Below are 16,481 nucleotides of genomic sequence, written 5' to 3' on the forward strand. Positions count from 1 at the left end.
CCCCCGGCAACGATGCCGGATGGCGACGTAAAAAACGTCTTATCCAGCCTACAAAATGTTATCTCAAAGCCATTGGTGCCAATGGCGAAGAGAGAAGGTTTAGTTGCCGTTCTTCCCGCCTGTCAGGGGCGGGTTTTTTATTTTTAAATAAAAGCGAACGCATCACCAAACAGGCGATCTTCACGTGCCTGACGCTCATTACAGAACAGATCGCGCGCGATTTTTGCCATCTCAAAACGCCCGGCAATGTAGATGTCATGCTCAGCCAGCGTGCCGTGATCCTGCAATACTGCCGTTAGTACGGTACCCGTACGACCACGCCAACCTTCTTCAGGCTGTTCGACCACGGGCTCAACGCGCAGGTTCGGGTGATTAACAGACAACGCTTCCAGTTCACCGAGATCGTAGAGATGCTTCTCTTCACGCCCGCCCCAGTAAATCGTCACGTCACGGTTTGGGTTGCGCGCCAGCGCGGTCAGTAAAATCGAGCGCGCATAAGAGAAGCCGGTGCCGCCAGCAATCAGGATCAGCGGTCGGTCTTCATCGTCACGCAGCCAGGCTTCGCCGTGCGGGATATCCACGTTGATTTCTCGATCCTGGAGAATGCGATCCATGACGGCCATCGCATACAGGTTAAGCTCAGAGGCACCCACGTGCAGCTCAATGAACCCGTGCTCATCCGGCGTTGAGGCCATGGAGAACGGACGCTTATCTCGTTCATCCATCACGACCATTAAATACTGACCAGCACGAAAGGAAAACGCCGCGTCTGGCACTAAACGGACGCGATATACGGTGTCAGTGATAGCTTCTACCGAGGTCACTTTACAGCTTAAGGTTGTCATGCGCTCTCTCTGTCGGATCAATAGGCAAAACGATCGCGCCTCAGGCGCTTTTGCCGTCATTAAAGATGGCCAGCTCATCCCAAATTGCGTCAATGCGCGCAGTCACTTCGGGATCTTTTTTAATCGGACGTCCCCATTCACGTTGGGTCTCACCCGGCCATTTATTGGTAGCATCCAGGCCCATTTTTGAACCAAGGCCGGAGACCGGCGAGGCAAAATCCAGATAATCAATCGGTGTATTCTCTACCAACACCGTATCCCGGGCCGGGTCCATACGGGTGGTGATCGCCCAAATCACATCATTCCAGTCACGTGCGTTGACATCGTCATCGCAGACAATAACAAATTTGGTGTACATAAACTGTCGTAAAAACGACCAAACGCCCATCATGACGCGTTTGGCATGACCGGCGTACTGTTTTTTGATCGTGACAACCGCCAGTCGATACGAACAACCTTCCGGCGGCAGATAAAAATCGACGATTTCCGGGAACTGCTTTTGCAGAATCGGCACAAACACTTCGTTCAGCGCCACGCCCAGCACGGCAGGTTCATCGGGTGGACGCCCGGTGTAGGTGGAGTGATAAATAGCATCTTCACGCTGGGTAACGTGCGTGACGGTGAAGACCGGAAAGCTATCCACTTCATTGTAGTAACCCGTATGGTCGCCGTACGGACCTTCCGGCGCTAACTCCCCCGGCTCGATGTAGCCTTCCAGCACGATCTCTGCGCTGGCTGGGACTTCGAGATCGTTGGAAATACATTTGACCACTTCGGTCTTGGTACCGCGCAACAGTCCGGCAAACGCGTATTCCGATAACGTGTCAGGTACCGGCGTTACCGCGCCCAAAATCGTTGCCGGATCGGCCCCCAGCGCTACCGCAACTGGAAAACGCTCACCAGGATGGGCTGCACACCACTCCTGATAATCAAGCGCGCCACCACGATGGGAAAGCCAGCGCATAATAAGCTTGTTTTTGCCGATCAGCTGCTGACGGTAGATGCCCAGATTCTGCCGTTCTTTATGCGGGCCACGCGTCACGGTGAGCCCCCAGGTGATCAGCGGGGCGGCATCTTCCGGCCAGCAGGTCATGATGGGAATACGGTTGAGATCGACGTCATCGCCTGACGCGATTTTTTGCTGACAAGGTGCACCGCGCAGCCGTTTGGTCGGCATATTCAAAACCTGCTTGAACTGCGGCAGCTTATCAAACAGATCGCGGAACCCTTTTGGCGGCTCCGGCTCTTTCAAAAACGCCAACAGTTTACCCACTTCCCGCAGCGCAGAGACATCTTCTTGTCCCATCCCCATGGCAACACGCTTAGGCGTGCCAAACAGGTTGCACAGCACCGGCATCGAATAGCCTTTAGGGTTCTCAAACAACAACGCAGGCCCGCCCGCACGCAGCGTGCGATCGGCAATTTCAGTGATTTCCAGATGAGGATCCACTGGAAGCGTAATGCGTTTGAGCTCACCCTGCTGTTCAAGCAGCGTCAGGAAGTCGCGTAAATCGTTATATTTCATGGCGTCCATTGTGGCCTCTTCGTAAGCGCCTCATTATACGGCGTTCATCATTGCGATGCTGTATTTTTGTTAAATTAGCGTGAACTCTGGCGGTACATCCAAGCGCAGGGATTATATACCCAATGCGTTTCGGGTTGCGTTGAGGCGGGTATAATTAACTTAGTGCATGGCTTTTGTTATGCTTACGCTCAGAACAAGCGGATAAGAGTTATTATGCAAGCCTGGTATTTACTGTACTGCAAACGCGGGCAACTTCAGCGTGCCCAGGAACACCTGGAAAGACAGGCAGTGAGCTGCCTGACGCCCATGATCACCCTGGAAAAAATAGTGCGTGGAAAACGTACTACAGTCAGTGAGCCACTTTTCCCTAACTACATGTTTGTCGAATTCGACCCGGAAGTGATCCACACCACCACCATCAATGCCACACGTGGCGTCAGCCATTTCGTCCGCTTTGGTGCAACACCCGCAACAGTTCCGTCTTCCGTTATTCACCAGCTTTCCATCTACAAACCAGAAGGGATTATTGACCCTGAAACCCCGTATCCAGGAGATAGCGTGATTATCACCGAAGGTGCATTTGAAGGGCTGAAGGCAATTTTCACCGAACCAGATGGCGAGGCACGCTCCATGCTGCTGCTTAACCTGCTGAATAAAGAGGTTAAGCAGAGCGTGAAAAACACCGGTTTTCGCAAAATCTAAATCCGCTTCAGAAGGTGACTTCGAAGAGTGTCCTGACATTGGCGTCGATAGCGGCTGCCAGGCGCTGAGGATCGTCTCCACGCCAGTGCGCAATACGCTCAAGAATGTGCGGCAGGTGCGCAGGTTCATTACGACGTGAAGCCGGTTTCGGAGTTAAATCGCGGGGGAGTAAATAAGGGGCATCGGTTTCGATCAGGAGCCTTTCCACCGGGATAAACGGCAGCAGTTCCCGAAGTTCCATGCCCCGACGTTCATCGCAGACCCATCCGGTGATGCCAATATACAGCCCCCTGTCTACGCAGTCCTGCATCTCCTGGCGTGAGCCGGTAAAACAGTGCAATACAGCGCCTGGAAGGCTGTCCAGCCAGGGTTCGAGCAGCGTCAGGAAACGGTCATGTGCGTCGCGGCAATGCATGAAAACCGGCATCTGCAACTCGGCGGCAATACGCAGTTGTGCCTCAAACGCCCGCTCCTGCTCCTGCGGCGTGGAGAAATTGCGATTGAAATCCAGCCCACATTCACCAATGGCGACCACTTCAGACTGGTTTGCCAGCGCCACAATCGCCTCTTCCGTTGAGGGTTGCCATTGACTACTGTCATGCGGGTGAACACCCGCAGTGGACCAGCAATGTGGATAATGCTGTGCCAGTTTTAACGCCTGCTGGCTTTCGTGCAGGTTAGTTCCGGTCAAAAGCATGCCATTTACGCCGGCAGCAAAGGCGCGCGCGACAACCTCATCCCTGTCTTTTGCAAATTGCGTACTGGTTAGATTAACGCCAATATCAAACATGCTTCCTCCCATATGACAACCGCCCTTACGGGCGGTTGAATTTATTCTTCGGTTTTATCGGCAGCTTCAGCTTTCTCGTTCTCCGCCTCGTTATCTTCGTCTCGCGTACGTCGCTTACCGACATAGAAACGGGAGAAGAAAACGCCGACTTCAAACAGGCAGTACATCGGTATGGCCAACAGCGTTTGCGAAAAGACATCCGGCGGCGTCAGTAACATCCCCACGACAAAGGCGCCAACGACAACATAAGGACGTTTTTTACGTAATTCGTCAGGCGTCGTAATACCCATCCAGCACAGCAGCACAATGGCAACGGGAACCTCGAAGGAGACCCCAAAGGCCATGAAAAGTGCCATTACGAAGCTGAGGTAGCTGGCAATATCCGTCGACACCTGTACGCCCTGCGGAGCCGTATTGGCAAGGAAACCAAACGCCAGCGGGAAGACGACAAAGTAGGCGAATGCCATGCCGATATAGAACAGCAGCGAACTTGAAACCAGCAGCGGCACAACAAGGCGGCGTTCATGCTTATATAACGCGGGAGCAATAAATGCCCATACCTGGTACAGGATCACTGGCGCTGACAGGATCAGCGACACCATAAAGGTGAGCTTGATCGGGGTAAAGAACGGCGAGGCCACATCTGTGGCGATCATCGTCGCACCCTGCGGCATTTGCTTGATCAGCGGTGCCGCAACCATATGGTAAATGTCGTTGGCAAAATAAACCAACGCCAGAAAGATCACCAGAACCGCAATAATGCAGTTCAGGAGTCGCTTACGCAGCTCAATCAAATGCGTGATGAGCGGTTGAGTATCTTCTACAGCCATGTTTACGGTTTATCACTCGACGAGGGGGAGGATTCGACAACAGGCGCGGCGGATTTCTTTTCTGCGTCCATCAACGTTACGGAAGCGGCTTCCGTCGGTTCCGGCGTACTAGCACCCGTGGATTGCGGTTTTTGCTCTGGCGAGCTGGCCTGCGCTTCAGCCGTAGCCGGGGTAACCCCCTCATGCTGCGCTTCGCTCCCTTTCACTACCGGATTATGGATAGTGTGGGCTTCATCGCTGGCTTTCTCAGGGTCGTTAGCGCTGTAAGAACGCTTCATCGACTCCGCAGCTTCACGCAATTCATCCATCGAAGCTTTCAGCTCCGGCGTCAGATTTGTCAGGCTCGCTTTCTCAACTTTCTTCAGGCTGTCCTGAAACTCCTGAAGCTTAAGCTCCTGGGTCAGTTCATTCTGAACCGTCGTTGCAAGAGAGCGCAATGCACGAACCCAACCCGCGACCGTTTTTACCGCCACCGGCAGTCGTTGTGGCCCCAGAACAATGAGGCCAATCACGAACACCAATAGCAGTTCGCTAAAACCGATATCAAACACGGATTATACCTGCTCTTTATCGTGGCTTTTGGCGTCTTCTTTTTTCACTTCACCCTGCTTATCGGTGATGGATTTAGCAGTAAAATCAGCGTCCTGGCTGGTTTTATCTTGCTTAGGTTCATCATCACCCATCGCCTTTTTGAAGCCTTTGATTGACGCGCCAAGATCGGAACCGATGGAGCCGAGTTTCTTGGTGCCGAATAGCAGTACAACGATGACGGCAATGATCAACAACTGCCAGATACTGATACCACCCATACATGTTCCTCTGTTATAGATGATGAATTAATAAGACCGTAGTATACGTTACACGACCTGCCTTGAGCGATGAAAAATTCAGCGCATTTTGCGCCAGCCTATCAGCCAGGCAATGACGCCACCCGCCATTAGCCAGCCAGGCATCAAACCCCACTCAGGACGGCTTACCAGCAAGAATGTCCCACTTAGCAGCAGCGTTGCGCCAATACCCAATAAATAACGGGATTGTCCCTGACGAACATGATTCGCCTGAAGCTCGCGCGCAATCTTATCAACACTGTGTTGTAAATATTTGCCCTGGCGCAAACTGTCATACACAAGTTCAGGTATTTCTGGCATTTTTTCGACCCAGAACGGTGCTTTTTCTTTAAAAGCCCTGACAAGCGCAGGAATACCGACCTGATCTTTAATCCACGACTCCAGAAATGGCTTGGCTGTTTTCCATAAATCTAACTGCGGATACAGCTGTCGACCAACGCCCTCAACATACAACAATGTCTTCTGTAACAGCACCAGTTGCGGCTGGACTTCCATATTAAACCGACGTGCGGTGTTAAACAGGTTCAACAGCACGTGACCAAATGAAATCTCCGACAGCGGTTTTTCAAATATCGGTTCACACACGGTACGAATAGCAAATTCAAATTCTTCGACGTTGGTGTCCGGCGGAACCCAGCCAGAATCTACGTGCAACTCGGCAACCTTGCGGTAGTCGCGGTTAAAGAACGCGATAAAGTTTTCCGCCAGGTAGCGCTTATCTTCTTTATTCAACGAACCGACAATCCCGCAGTCAATGCCAATATATTTCGGGTTCTCAGGGTGTTCATAGCTAACAAAAATATTCCCAGGGTGCATGTCCGCATGGAAAAAGCTGTCGCGGAATACCTGAGTAAAGAAGACCTGAACGCCACGCTCAGCCAACAGTTGCATATTGGTGCCGTTCTTCTCAAGCGCGGCAACATCTGAAACAGGGATACCGTAAATACGCTCCATCACCATCATGTTCTGACTGCAATAGTCGGAATACACTTCCGGGATGTACAGCATCGGGCTGTCTTCAAAATTACGCCGCAGCTGAATCGCGTTCGCCGACTCGCGCAGCAGATTCAGCTCATCGATCAGCGTTTTTTCATATTCACGCACCACTTCCGTTGGCCGCAGGCGGCGACCATCCGGCAGCAAGCGAGGCACCCAGCGAGCAAGGCGATAGATCAGTTTTAAATCGGCTCTGATGACCGGCAGAATATCCGGGCGAATGACCTTGATCACGACCTCTTTGCCGTTCGATTTCAGTCGCGCAGTGTGTACCTGTGCAATAGACGCAGATGCCAGTGGAGTGATGTCAAAATCATCAAACCATTCTTCAACAGGGAGTCCGCCCATTGCTTCTTCGATTTGTTGTTTTGCGCGTTGCCCATCGAATGGGGCCACCCGGTCCTGCAGCAGTGCAAGCTGATCGGCGATTTGCGGAGGAAAAAGGTCGCGGCGGGTGGAAAGCATTTGACCAAACTTGATCCACACCGGTCCCAGCTCCTGCAAAGCCAGTCTCAGCCTTTCACCCAGCGGTTTATCTTTATGCCGGTTTGGCATCCAGAACAACGTGTAGCGCCACAACCTAAGCGGCAGCGTAATACGCATTTTGGGGATGAGTTCATCAAGACCGTAGCTTAAGAAAGTGCGAATGATGAAATAAAGGCGCCGTACTTCACCTGGCGTCATTTGGCCTCCAGTTTTTCCAGCCGTTTGGCCAGAGAGTCGACCGCACGCTCAACGGCAGCGGTTTCTTCGGCAAACCATGCAACTTCCAGCGGGCCCGGGGCCATGCGCCACTCTTCGGTGATCGCTTCGGCAACATAACGCTGCTGACGTTGAACGGTACGGCATAAAAACGTAGCCCCACCGCGCAGGGTCTTGCTGATCCCTTCTGCAACAATATCGCCAGTATAAGGGGCAAGCAGTTCTGCGGGATCGAACTCCGCCAGGTCTGCCAGCGCGACAACGTTCTGCACCACTTGAATATCGCCCTGCACTTCCAGCTCGCCGCTGCGGATAAGCGCCGTGAGCTGCTGGCGATCGCGCAATTTTGGTAACACGCTGGCATGCGTGATCACGGTGCAATCAGCTTCGCCTTCCCATGCCCCCAGTACATCAACCTGGCGTTCGCTAAACACCAGGACTAGCGGGGTCGAAAATCCTTTGAGATCTACACGCAGCACCTTGCCCTGCAAACGCGTTCTGGCTGATTTCAGTGCCGGTGAACGATACAGAAAGGTGTTGAGCAGATTTTCAACGCCTGCGGTCACTAAGGGTTTAAAAGGCATCCCCGATCTCCTGTCAGAACTTGTAACCACGATGCAGCGCAACAACACCTGCCGTCAGGTTGTAGTAATCAACGCTTTCAAACCCGGCATCTTGCATCATTGCTTTTAACGTGTCCTGATCGGGATGCATACGGATGGACTCCGCCAGATAGCGGTAACTATCGGCATCGCTTGCCACCATTGAACCGATACGCGGCAGAATATGGAAAGAGTATGCGTCATACGCTTTGCTCAGCGGCTCGATAATCGGCTTGGAAAATTCCAACACCAGTAAACGTCCACCAGGCTTCAACACGCGATACATAGAACGCAGTGCTTTGTCTTTATCCGTGACGTTACGCAGGCCGAACGAAATGGTAATGCAGTCAAAGGTGTTGTCCGGGAACGGCAATGCTTCCGCGTTCGCCTGGACATACTCGACGTTGCCAATCACGCCAATGTTGCGCAGCTTTTCGCGACCCATTTTGAGCATTGAGTCATTGATATCCGCCAGAACCACTTTCCCGGTTTCACCGACCATGCGAGAAAATTTCGCCGTCAGATCGCCCGTACCACCGGCTAAATCCAGGACAGTCTGCCCACGGCGCACGCCACTGCAATCAATGGTGAAGCGCTTCCACAAACGATGAATGCCAAATGACATTAAGTCATTCATAACGTCATATTTAGACGCCACAGAATGAAAAACGTGGGCCACCATGTCAGCTTTCTGCTCTTTAGCGACGGTCTGAAAGCCAAAGTGCGTCGTTTCTTGTGAATTATCCACCATCTCAGTGCCTGCTCATCCAAAAAATGTTCGAGAAGTGTAACAGATTGGGCCAATTTGCCCTACCCTTCTACCGGGTTCAACTAACCCAAACGGGCTAGTTTGATTGCTGATTTACCGCCTCTCCATCGGGGTAAGTCTCGTCTTGTTGCGCCTCGGGGACCGAACGTAAACGAAACTCTTCATCCTGGCTCGTGGCTTGTTCAGCCAGTTCAGGATTAATCTCACGCTTAATTTCTACACCCAATCCACGAAACGCTTCTGCCTGAGCCAGAACGTTTCCACGCCCTGAAGACAATTTTTTCATCGCCTGCCGATAGTTATCTTGTGCCTTGTCCAGGCTCTGACCTATTGCTGACATATCATCGACAAACAGCCGCATTTTGTCATAAAGCTTGCTGGCCCGGTCCGCGATCTGCTGCGCATTACGACTTTGATGCTCATACCGCCACAGATTAGCAATGGTGCGCAATGCCACCAACAACGTGGTCGGGCTTACCAGCATAATATTATTTCTGAGTGCTTCTGTAATCAGTTCGGGCTGCCTGTCCAGCGCCAGCAGAAAAGCGGGCTCAACCGGGATAAACATCAGCACATAATCAAGCGTACGTAATCCCGGCAACTGCTGGTAGTCTTTGCGGCCCAGCAGACGAATATGGTTACGCACGGAGGCGATATGTTCCTGTAACGCACTTTCGCGGGTGTAGTCATCCTCTGCATTAAAGTAGCGTTCATAGGCCACCAGCGTCATTTTCGCATCGATCACCACGTCTTTGCCCTGCGGCAATCGGACAATAACATCCGGCTGCATCCGCGATCGTGCGTCATTTTCTATGCTGACCTGAGTTTCATATTCATAGCCTTCGCGCAGACCGGACGCCTCCAGTACCCGCGTGAGTACGACTTCTCCCCAGTTGCCCTGGGTTTTGTTATCGCCTTTCAGCGCCCGTGTCAGGTTAACCGCTTCTTGCGCCATCTGCGCGTTCAGTTGCTGGAGGTTACGAATTTCGTGCGCCAGGGTATGACGCTCTTGCGCCTCTTTGCCAAAGCTATCCTGCACCTGGCGGCGAAAACCGTCCAGCTGTTCACGTAATGGTGTAAGCAAGCTATTCAGGCTTTGGCGATTTTGCTCATCAACGCGACGATTGCTGTGTTCAAAAATACGGTTTGCCAGGTTTTCGAACTGTTCGCTCAGACGCTGTTCGCTGTTGATCATCTGGCGGATTTTATCTTCCGCATGCTGTTGCGTCGCGTCGAGTCGCGTGGTGACTTCCCGGAGATCGGCTTCCAGAGAGGTGTTAATACTCTGCAGGCTGCGAAGTTCGTTGTTGAGTAGCTCGCACTCGTCGCGCCAGTGGGCTTCCTGCGCCAGCTGTTGACGTGCGGCGCTTAGCGCAATATCCAGTTCACGCCGTTCTTCGATAAGATCCGCGCGGATTTGGTCGGCACGCGCTTTGGTCGCCAGCCAGCCCACAAGCAGCCCTGCAGCTAACGCCACGACGGCACTTATCATTATCGAAATATCCACTACGCCCCCCTTACAGCAACGACTTACCCGCACAAAATAGAATTGTGCTGTATAAACGTCCAGTTTAAAAGGAATTTCCTGCGAGGTACTGCGCAAAATAAAAAGGCCGAACATGTCGGCCTTTTCAGAAAGGAGAGAAAATTACAGCAGGCGACGTGCAGCCTCTACCACGATTTTCACCGCGTGGCTTTCCGTTTGCTTCATGGTTTCAGCATTCGGGATTTCTTGCTGAGTACGGTTAACGATAACACCCGCAACCATACCGGCACGCAGACCCTGGCTTGCACACATGGTCAGCAGCGTAGCGGATTCCATTTCGTAGTTCATGACGCCCATGGACTGCCACTCTTCCATCGAGCCTTTGAAACGGCTCACCACGCGACCAGAGAAGGTGTCATAACGCTCCTGGCCTGGGTAGAAGGTATCTGAAGAGGCGGTCACGCCGACGTGGGTAGTCGCGCCAATAGATTTCGCGGCTTCCACCAGCGCGGTGGTGCATTCGAAATCGGCAACAGCCGGAAATTCCATCGGTGCAAAGTGCAGGCTCGCCCCGTCCAGACGGACAGACGCGGTGGTAACCAGCACGTCGCCCACGTTGATATGCGGCTGAATAGCGCCGGTCGTACCGATACGCAGGAAGGTACGAATGCCCAGTTGCGCCAGTTCTTCTACGGCGATAGAGGTCGACGGACCGCCGATACCGGTAGAGCAGACAATCACAGCTTTACCATCCAGCTCAGCACGCCAGGTAGTGAACTCGCGATGAGATGCCAGCTTAACCGGCTTGTCCATCAGCGCGGCGATCTTTTCCACACGCTCAGGGTCGCCAGGGACGATAGCAAGCGTAGCCCCTTGTAAATCGTTCTTGGTGAGGCCGAGATGAAAAACATCAGACTTAGACATAAAAACTCCTCTGTGAATCGGTTTTGTCAGAAGAAGCAAAAACACACTTTACCGAAGGCATAAACATATTTTCGTGACAGCTATCACTTTGATGTAAATCAATTGCATTTCATTACCGTCAAATAGTGATGAACATCACATTAACTGTTCGATACAGGCAAGCCTTGCACAAAAGATAGACCGTTTAAGGCAATGTGGTTCGTTGCACGCGTCTATAGTTAATGATGCGCTATTTGGCTAAATACTTAAGGGTACGGAGAATACCATGGCAACAACACGACAATCTGGCTTTGCACCTGCAGTATCCCCACCCGCAGCAACGGCGGTTCACACCCCGGATAACGAAATCATCGCGGGAATAACGTCGATTCCGTCTCAAGGCGATGATATGCCTGCGTATCATGCACGCCCGAAGCACAGCGAAGGTCCGCTACCGGTTGTTATCGTCGTGCAGGAAATTTTTGGCGTTCATGAACACATCCGTGATATTTGTCGCCGCCTGGCGCTGGAAGGGTATCTGGCTGTCGCTCCAGAGCTTTACTTTCGCGAGGGCGATCCGAATGATTTTGCCGATATTTCAACGCTGTTAAGCGGCCTGGTGGCCAAAGTCCCGGACTCTCAGGTTCTGGCCGATCTGGACCACGTCGCCAGTTGGGCCTCACGCAACGGTGGTGACGCACACCGACTGATGATCACTGGTTTTTGCTGGGGTGGACGCATCACCTGGCTGTATGCCGCACACAACCCGCAGTTAAAAGCGGCAGTGGCATGGTATGGCAAACTGGTCGGCGACAAAACGCTGAACTCGCCCAGGCATCCTGTCGATATCGCTACCGATCTTAACGCCCCCGTGTTGGGGCTTTATGGCGCGCAGGACACCAGTATTTCGCAGGAAAGCGTGGAAACCATGCGTCAGGCATTGCGCGCGGCGAATGCCAAAGCAGAAATCGTGGTGTATCCCGATGCCGGGCATGCTTTTAACGCGGATTATCGCCCGAGCTATCACGAAGAGTCCGCCAATGACGGCTGGCAAAGAATGCTGGCGTGGTTTGCGCAATATGGTGGGAAGAAATAAATGTTAATCGCCCGGTGGCGGCTACGCCTTACCGGGCTTACAACGACTTGCACGTTCCTGTTGGCCGGGTAAGCGTTAACGCCCCCGGCGATCGGGCACCTAATTAAGCCTGACGCAGGTTCTGCGCCGCTTTCACCATGTTCGCCAGCGCTGCGCGGGTTTCCGGCCAGCCACGCGTCTTCAGCCCACAGTCCGGGTTCACCCACAGACGCTCAGCCGGGATACGCTGTTCCGCTTTCTTCAGCAGGGCTTCAATCCATTCCACGCTTGGCACATTTGGCGAGTGAATGTCGTACACGCCCGGCCCGATTTCGTTCGGGTAGTCGAACTCTTCGAACGACTCCAGTAGCTCCATGTCGGAACGCGAGGTTTCAATGGTGATCACGTCGGCATCAAGCGCAGCGATGGAATCCATGATGTCGTTGAACTCGCAGTAACACATGTGGGTATGGATCTGCGTTTCGTCCTTCGCCACTGCGGCGTTGATGCGGAAGGCCTCGACACCCCATTCCAGATACGCCGCCCAGTCGCTACGACGCAGCGGCAGACCTTCACGCAGCGCCGGTTCATCAATCTGGATGATGCCAATACCGGCGGCTTCCAGATCGGCGACTTCGTCACGCAGTGCCAGCGCAATCTGCTTAGCGATGGTTTCGCGGGTCACATCTTCGCGCGGGAATGACCAGCAAAGAATGGTCACCGGGCCTGTCAGCATGCCTTTGACCGGTTTGTCAGTCAGCGACTGGGCGTATTTTGCCCACTCAACGGTAATCGCTTCCGGACGACTCACGTCACCAATCACTACCGGCGGCTTCACGCAGCGGGAGCCGTAGCTCTGTACCCAACCATTCTGAGTAAAGACAAAGCCGTCCAGATGCTCGCCAAAGTATTCAACCATGTCGTTACGCTCAGCTTCGCCGTGTACCAGTACGTCCAGGCCTAAACGTTCCTGCTCAGCGATCGCCTGTTTGATATGCTCGGCGATACCGGTACGGTAGTTGCCCGCATCCAGGTTACCCTTTTTAAAATCCAGACGCAGGCCGCGGATTTCCGTGGTTTGCGGGAAAGATCCGATCGTCGTGGTCGGCCACGCTGGCAGGTTAAAGCGCGCACGCTGAGCTTCGGCACGTACCGGGTAAGCGTGAGAACGTTGACTGTCCTGCGCGGTGATTGCCGCCAGACGTTTTTCGACTGCCGCATTGTGGACGCGGGTTGACTGACGACGCGCCTGAATTGGCGCACTCCACTCAACCAACGCTGCGGTATCGCCGCTGTTCAGCGCATCACGCAGCAGCGCCAGTTCACCGCACTTTTGCAGGGCGAAGGCAAACCAGCTTTTCACTTCGGCATCAAGGCGGGTTTCGACGCTCAGATCAATTGGGCTATGCAGAAGAGAACAAGAAGAGGCCACCCAAAGCGGACGTTTGCCGACAATGTCTTTAATCTGTGCATATTTCTCGGTCAGATCGGCGCGCCAGACGTTACGGCCGTTAATCAGGCCTGCGGAGAGCAGCCAGTTAGCGGGCAAACGCGAGTGCAACTCGGCTACGTCATCTTTACCATGAACCAGATCCACGTGCAGACCCTGTACCGGCAGCGCGGTGATGGTATCCAGATTCGGCGTCACGCCTTCGAAATAGGTAGTCAGTAGCAGCTTCACCTGCCCGGTCAGCGCATCGTACGCCGGTTTAAAGGCGTTCAGCCATTCCTGGGGCAACTCCAGCACCAGCGCAGGTTCATCAATCTGTACCCACTCAACACCGCGTTTCGCCAGCTCAGCCAGCACCTGCTGGTAAACCGGCAGGATGTCGTTCAGCAGACTCAGGCGATCAAACTGCTCACCCTTCACTTTCCCCAGCCACAGGTAGGTGACCGGACCCAGCAGGACGGGCTTCACTTTGTGGCCCAGCGCCAGCGCTTCGTCCACTTCATCCAGCAGTTGAGTCCAGGTCAGTTTGAACTGCTGACCTTTGGTAAATTCAGGCACCATGTAGTGATAGTTGGTATTAAACCATTTGGTCATTTCCGCCGCTGCCGCCGGTTCACCGGTCGGTGCGCGACCACGGCCAATGCGGAATAAGGTGTCGATATCGACAGAGCCATCATTGTTCTGATGACGGGCCGGAACGTTACCCAGCAGCAAACTGGTGGTCAGCACATGATCGTACCAGGCAAAATCGCCCACTGGCAGCAGGTCAACGCCAGCTTGCTTTTGTTGATCCCAGTGACGAGCGCGCAGTTCGCGACCCGTTGCCAGCAATTCTTCACGAGAGGCGTTACCCGCCCAGTAGCTTTCTTGCGCTTTTTTCAACTCGCGACGCAGGCCAACGCGAGGGAAACCGAGGGTGTGATTCAATATTGTCATTTTTCTTCCTCTAATTATATGTAAATCCTATGGATTTTGAATTTAGGGAAGGCGGCAAGTTTGCTCATCCCCAGGAGCTTACTGAAGTAAGTGACTGGGGTGGGGAAACGAAGCCAACGCACCATAAATTTAAAAGACGAAGGATTTTAGCCGTCCAGATGTTTACACATCCATAATTGGCGGTTACTGTATATTCCTCAAGCGCAATTTATTCATGCCGAAGTGAAGGACTTTCATGATCGAGATTAAGCATCTGAAAACGCTACAGGCGTTGCGGAACAGTGGGTCGCTGGCAGGCGCAGCAGCGACGTTGCATCAGACCCAATCCGCCCTGTCTCACCAGTTCAGCGATCTGGAACAACGCCTCGGCTTTCGGCTATTTGTGCGTAAAAGCCAGCCGCTACGTTTTACGCCACAGGGTGAAATTTTGTTGCAGTTGGCCAATCAGGTGTTGCCACAAATCGGTCGCGCGCTTCAGGCATGCAACGAACCGCAGCAAACCCGGCTGCGCATCGCCATTGAATGTCACAGCTGTATTCAGTGGCTGACCCCCGCGCTGGAGAATTTCCGTGCTAACTGGCCACAGGTAGAGATGGATTTTAAATCCGGCGTGACTTTCGATCCGCAACCAGCCCTGCAGCAGGATGAGCTGGACCTGGTGATGACATCCGACATTCTGCCGCGCAGCGGCCTGCACTATTCACCGATGTTTGATTTTGAAGTCCGTCTGATACTGGCGCCCGATCACCCACTGGCCAGCAAAACGCAGGTAACGCCGGAAGATTTAGCCAGCGAAACCCTGTTGATTTATCCTGTACAGCGCAGCCGACTGGATGTCTGGCGGCATTTCCTGCAGCCTGCTGGCGTTAGCCCGTCGCTGAAGAGCGTGGATAACACCCTGCTGCTGATCCAGATGGTCGCCGCCAGAATGGGTATTGCAGCGCTGCCGCACTGGGTAGTGGAGAGTTTTGAACGCCAGGGCCTGGTAGTGACCAAAACCCTGGGTGATGGATTATGGAGCCGACTGTACGCCGCTGTGCGCGATGGCGAGCAGCGTCAGCCGGTCACGGAAGCATTTATTCGCTCAGCGCGGAATCACGCCTGCGATCACCTACCGTTTGTGCGGAGTGCGGAGCGACCCACTTTCGATGCACCCACAGTGAGGCCACTATAACAACCGCACCAATGATGAAGCTTGGCCAGTGAGGCTGCTGGTGCCAGATGGCCAGATTAACCAACAGCCCCGCAGGCACATGCATATTGTTCATGATACCCAGTGTGCCTGCATCTACCTGCGTCGCGCCGTAGTTCCACATAAAGTAACCGATGCCCGATGCTGCCACGCCAAGGAACACCAGAATCCCCCACTGCAGCGAAGTTTCAGGCATTTTTTGCGCATTCCCTACTATAAGCCAGGCAACGACCGCCACCAGTAATGCCCCCATATAAAACCAGGCAAAGGCGTTGTGCTGCGGCATGGGACGGGTTTCCATCAGACGCTTATAGCCCACCATGCCGATGGCAAAGCTGATGTTAGAAAGCTGTACCAGCAGCAGACCGGTCCAGAAATGACTGGTCACCTGATCGTAACGAATGATCCCCGCCCCAATCACCGCCAGCAGTGCGCTAAACGCGTAGCTCCAGCGTAAACGGCGTCGGCTCATCAGGTCATAAATCAGTGTGATATAGAGCGGTGTCAGGACGGTAAATAACAGCAGCTCGGAAACCGTCAGGTACAAATAAGCACGGAAACTCAGCATATACATGATGCCAAGCTGCATGGCACCCACCAGCATGTACAGACCAATCGTTTTTACGCTGTGGCCGCGGGTACGCAGGAATGGCAGGAACACCAGCGCAGCCAGTCCGACCCGCACCAGCACGGCAAAATAGCTATCGACATGACCGGCAAGGTACTCGCCAAACAGGCTAAAGGAAAAGGCCCACAGAATAGTGGTAATGATGAGTAGCGCCACAATAGATGTCTCTGAACAAAAGATACACCCATTGTAGCGAAGTTCA

16 protein-coding genes are annotated in these 16,481 nt (G+C 53.4%); 3 read left to right on the plus strand and 13 right to left on the minus strand.

What is annotated here, in order from left to right; genetic code table 11:
* Positions 1–143: 143 nt before the first annotated feature.
* On the minus strand, positions 144–845 hold the full coding sequence (gene fre / locus IB214_RS23445) for an NAD(P)H-flavin reductase (RefSeq protein WP_096758901.1): 702 nt from the start codon (positions 843–845) through the stop codon (positions 144–146).
* Between the two features lie 40 nt (positions 846–885).
* Positions 886–2,379, minus strand: a complete 1,494-nt coding sequence (gene ubiD, locus IB214_RS23450) for a 4-hydroxy-3-polyprenylbenzoate decarboxylase (RefSeq protein ID WP_096758902.1) — start codon at positions 2,377–2,379, stop codon at positions 886–888.
* Between the two features lie 204 nt (positions 2,380–2,583).
* Here ubiD and rfaH point away from each other — a divergent pair, with 204 nt between their 5' ends.
* Positions 2,584–3,072, plus strand: coding sequence for a transcription/translation regulatory transformer protein RfaH (gene rfaH / locus IB214_RS23455; protein ID WP_115259830.1), 489 nt, complete (start codon positions 2,584–2,586; stop codon positions 3,070–3,072).
* Between the two features lie 7 nt (positions 3,073–3,079).
* Here the strand turns inward: rfaH and tatD are convergent, their stop codons facing one another.
* From tatD to udp, 9 genes are all read right to left on the minus strand, one after another.
* Positions 3,080–3,862, minus strand: coding sequence for a 3'-5' ssDNA/RNA exonuclease TatD (gene tatD / locus IB214_RS23460; protein ID WP_115259831.1), 783 nt, complete (start codon positions 3,860–3,862; stop codon positions 3,080–3,082).
* 41 nt (positions 3,863–3,903) lie between these two features.
* Positions 3,904–4,692: a Sec-independent protein translocase subunit TatC gene (gene tatC / locus IB214_RS23465; protein ID WP_096758905.1), complete on the minus strand. Its 789-nt coding sequence runs from the start codon at positions 4,690–4,692 to the stop codon at positions 3,904–3,906.
* Positions 4,693–4,694: 2 nt separating this feature from the next.
* Positions 4,695–5,243, minus strand: a complete 549-nt coding sequence (gene tatB / locus IB214_RS23470) for a Sec-independent protein translocase protein TatB (protein WP_096758906.1) — start codon at positions 5,241–5,243, stop codon at positions 4,695–4,697.
* A gap of 3 nt (positions 5,244–5,246) precedes the next feature.
* Positions 5,247–5,501, minus strand: coding sequence for a Sec-independent protein translocase subunit TatA (gene tatA / locus IB214_RS23475; protein ID WP_096758907.1), 255 nt, complete (start codon positions 5,499–5,501; stop codon positions 5,247–5,249).
* A 78-nt stretch (positions 5,502–5,579) separates the two neighbouring features.
* The gene (gene ubiB, locus IB214_RS23480; RefSeq protein ID WP_115259832.1) at positions 5,580–7,220 is read right to left on the minus strand and encodes a ubiquinone biosynthesis regulatory protein kinase UbiB; all 1,641 of its coding nucleotides are present in this window, start codon (positions 7,218–7,220) and stop codon (positions 5,580–5,582) included.
* Entirely contained in the window at positions 7,217–7,822 is a 606-nt protein-coding gene (gene ubiJ, locus IB214_RS23485) for a ubiquinone biosynthesis protein UbiJ (protein WP_115259833.1), read from the minus strand. The genes ubiB and ubiJ overlap by 4 nt, the downstream gene beginning before the upstream one ends.
* A gap of 13 nt (positions 7,823–7,835) precedes the next feature.
* Positions 7,836–8,591, minus strand: coding sequence for a bifunctional demethylmenaquinone methyltransferase/2-methoxy-6-polyprenyl-1,4-benzoquinol methylase UbiE (ubiE, locus tag IB214_RS23490; protein ID WP_096758910.1), 756 nt, complete (start codon positions 8,589–8,591; stop codon positions 7,836–7,838).
* 94 nt (positions 8,592–8,685) lie between these two features.
* The gene (rmuC, locus tag IB214_RS23495; RefSeq protein WP_115259834.1) at positions 8,686–10,116 is read right to left on the minus strand and encodes a DNA recombination protein RmuC; all 1,431 of its coding nucleotides are present in this window, start codon (positions 10,114–10,116) and stop codon (positions 8,686–8,688) included.
* A 141-nt stretch (positions 10,117–10,257) separates the two neighbouring features.
* On the minus strand, positions 10,258–11,019 hold the full coding sequence (udp, locus tag IB214_RS23500) for a uridine phosphorylase (RefSeq protein WP_003828923.1): 762 nt from the start codon (positions 11,017–11,019) through the stop codon (positions 10,258–10,260).
* Between the two features lie 265 nt (positions 11,020–11,284).
* On the opposite strand from udp, the gene IB214_RS23505 reads away from it, so the two are divergent.
* Positions 11,285–12,094, plus strand: a complete 810-nt coding sequence (locus tag IB214_RS23505; protein WP_115259835.1) for a dienelactone hydrolase family protein — start codon at positions 11,285–11,287, stop codon at positions 12,092–12,094.
* A 103-nt stretch (positions 12,095–12,197) separates the two neighbouring features.
* Here IB214_RS23505 and metE read toward each other — a convergent pair whose 3' ends face one another.
* Positions 12,198–14,459: a 5-methyltetrahydropteroyltriglutamate--homocysteine S-methyltransferase gene (gene metE / locus IB214_RS23510; RefSeq protein WP_117343799.1), complete on the minus strand. Its 2,262-nt coding sequence runs from the start codon at positions 14,457–14,459 to the stop codon at positions 12,198–12,200.
* Positions 14,460–14,694: 235 nt separating this feature from the next.
* Between metE and metR the strand changes: the two genes are divergently transcribed.
* Positions 14,695–15,633, plus strand: coding sequence for an HTH-type transcriptional regulator MetR (gene metR / locus IB214_RS23515; RefSeq protein WP_115259837.1), 939 nt, complete (start codon positions 14,695–14,697; stop codon positions 15,631–15,633).
* Here metR and IB214_RS23520 read toward each other — a convergent pair.
* Positions 15,536–16,435, minus strand: a complete 900-nt coding sequence (locus IB214_RS23520) for a carboxylate/amino acid/amine transporter (protein ID WP_117343798.1) — start codon at positions 16,433–16,435, stop codon at positions 15,536–15,538. The genes metR and IB214_RS23520 overlap by 98 nt on opposite strands.
* Positions 16,436–16,481 lie beyond the last annotated feature (46 nt).

The sequence above is a fragment of the Citrobacter sp. C1 genome, from assembly GCF_014596895.2.
Lineage (GTDB): Bacteria > Pseudomonadota > Gammaproteobacteria > Enterobacterales > Enterobacteriaceae > Citrobacter > Citrobacter gillenii.

What these genes read in the sequence shown, in the direction of transcription:
- fre (WP_096758901.1), bottom strand. Translation starts at nt 845, where the DNA reads ATGACAACCTTAAGCTGTAAAGTGACCTCGGTAGAAGCTATCACTGAC.
- ubiD (WP_096758902.1), bottom strand. Translation starts at nt 2,379, where the DNA reads ATGGACGCCATGAAATATAACGATTTACGCGACTTCCTGACGCTGCTT.
- rfaH (WP_115259830.1), top strand. Translation starts at nt 2,584, where the DNA reads ATGCAAGCCTGGTATTTACTGTACTGCAAACGCGGGCAACTTCAGCGT.
- tatD (WP_115259831.1), bottom strand. Translation starts at nt 3,862, where the DNA reads ATGTTTGATATTGGCGTTAATCTAACCAGTACGCAATTTGCAAAAGAC.
- tatC (WP_096758905.1), bottom strand. Translation starts at nt 4,692, where the DNA reads ATGGCTGTAGAAGATACTCAACCGCTCATCACGCATTTGATTGAGCTG.
- tatA (WP_096758907.1), bottom strand. Translation starts at nt 5,501, where the DNA reads ATGGGTGGTATCAGTATCTGGCAGTTGTTGATCATTGCCGTCATCGTT.
- ubiB (WP_115259832.1), bottom strand. Translation starts at nt 7,220, where the DNA reads ATGACGCCAGGTGAAGTACGGCGCCTTTATTTCATCATTCGCACTTTC.
- ubiJ (WP_115259833.1), bottom strand. Translation starts at nt 7,822, where the DNA reads ATGCCTTTTAAACCCTTAGTGACCGCAGGCGTTGAAAATCTGCTCAAC.
- ubiE (WP_096758910.1), bottom strand. Translation starts at nt 8,591, where the DNA reads ATGGTGGATAATTCACAAGAAACGACGCACTTTGGCTTTCAGACCGTC.
- udp (WP_003828923.1), bottom strand. Translation starts at nt 11,019, where the DNA reads ATGTCTAAGTCTGATGTTTTTCATCTCGGCCTCACCAAGAACGATTTA.
- IB214_RS23505 (WP_115259835.1), top strand. Translation starts at nt 11,285, where the DNA reads ATGGCAACAACACGACAATCTGGCTTTGCACCTGCAGTATCCCCACCC.
- metE (WP_117343799.1), bottom strand. Translation starts at nt 14,459, where the DNA reads ATGACAATATTGAATCACACCCTCGGTTTCCCTCGCGTTGGCCTGCGT.
- metR (WP_115259837.1), top strand. Translation starts at nt 14,695, where the DNA reads ATGATCGAGATTAAGCATCTGAAAACGCTACAGGCGTTGCGGAACAGT.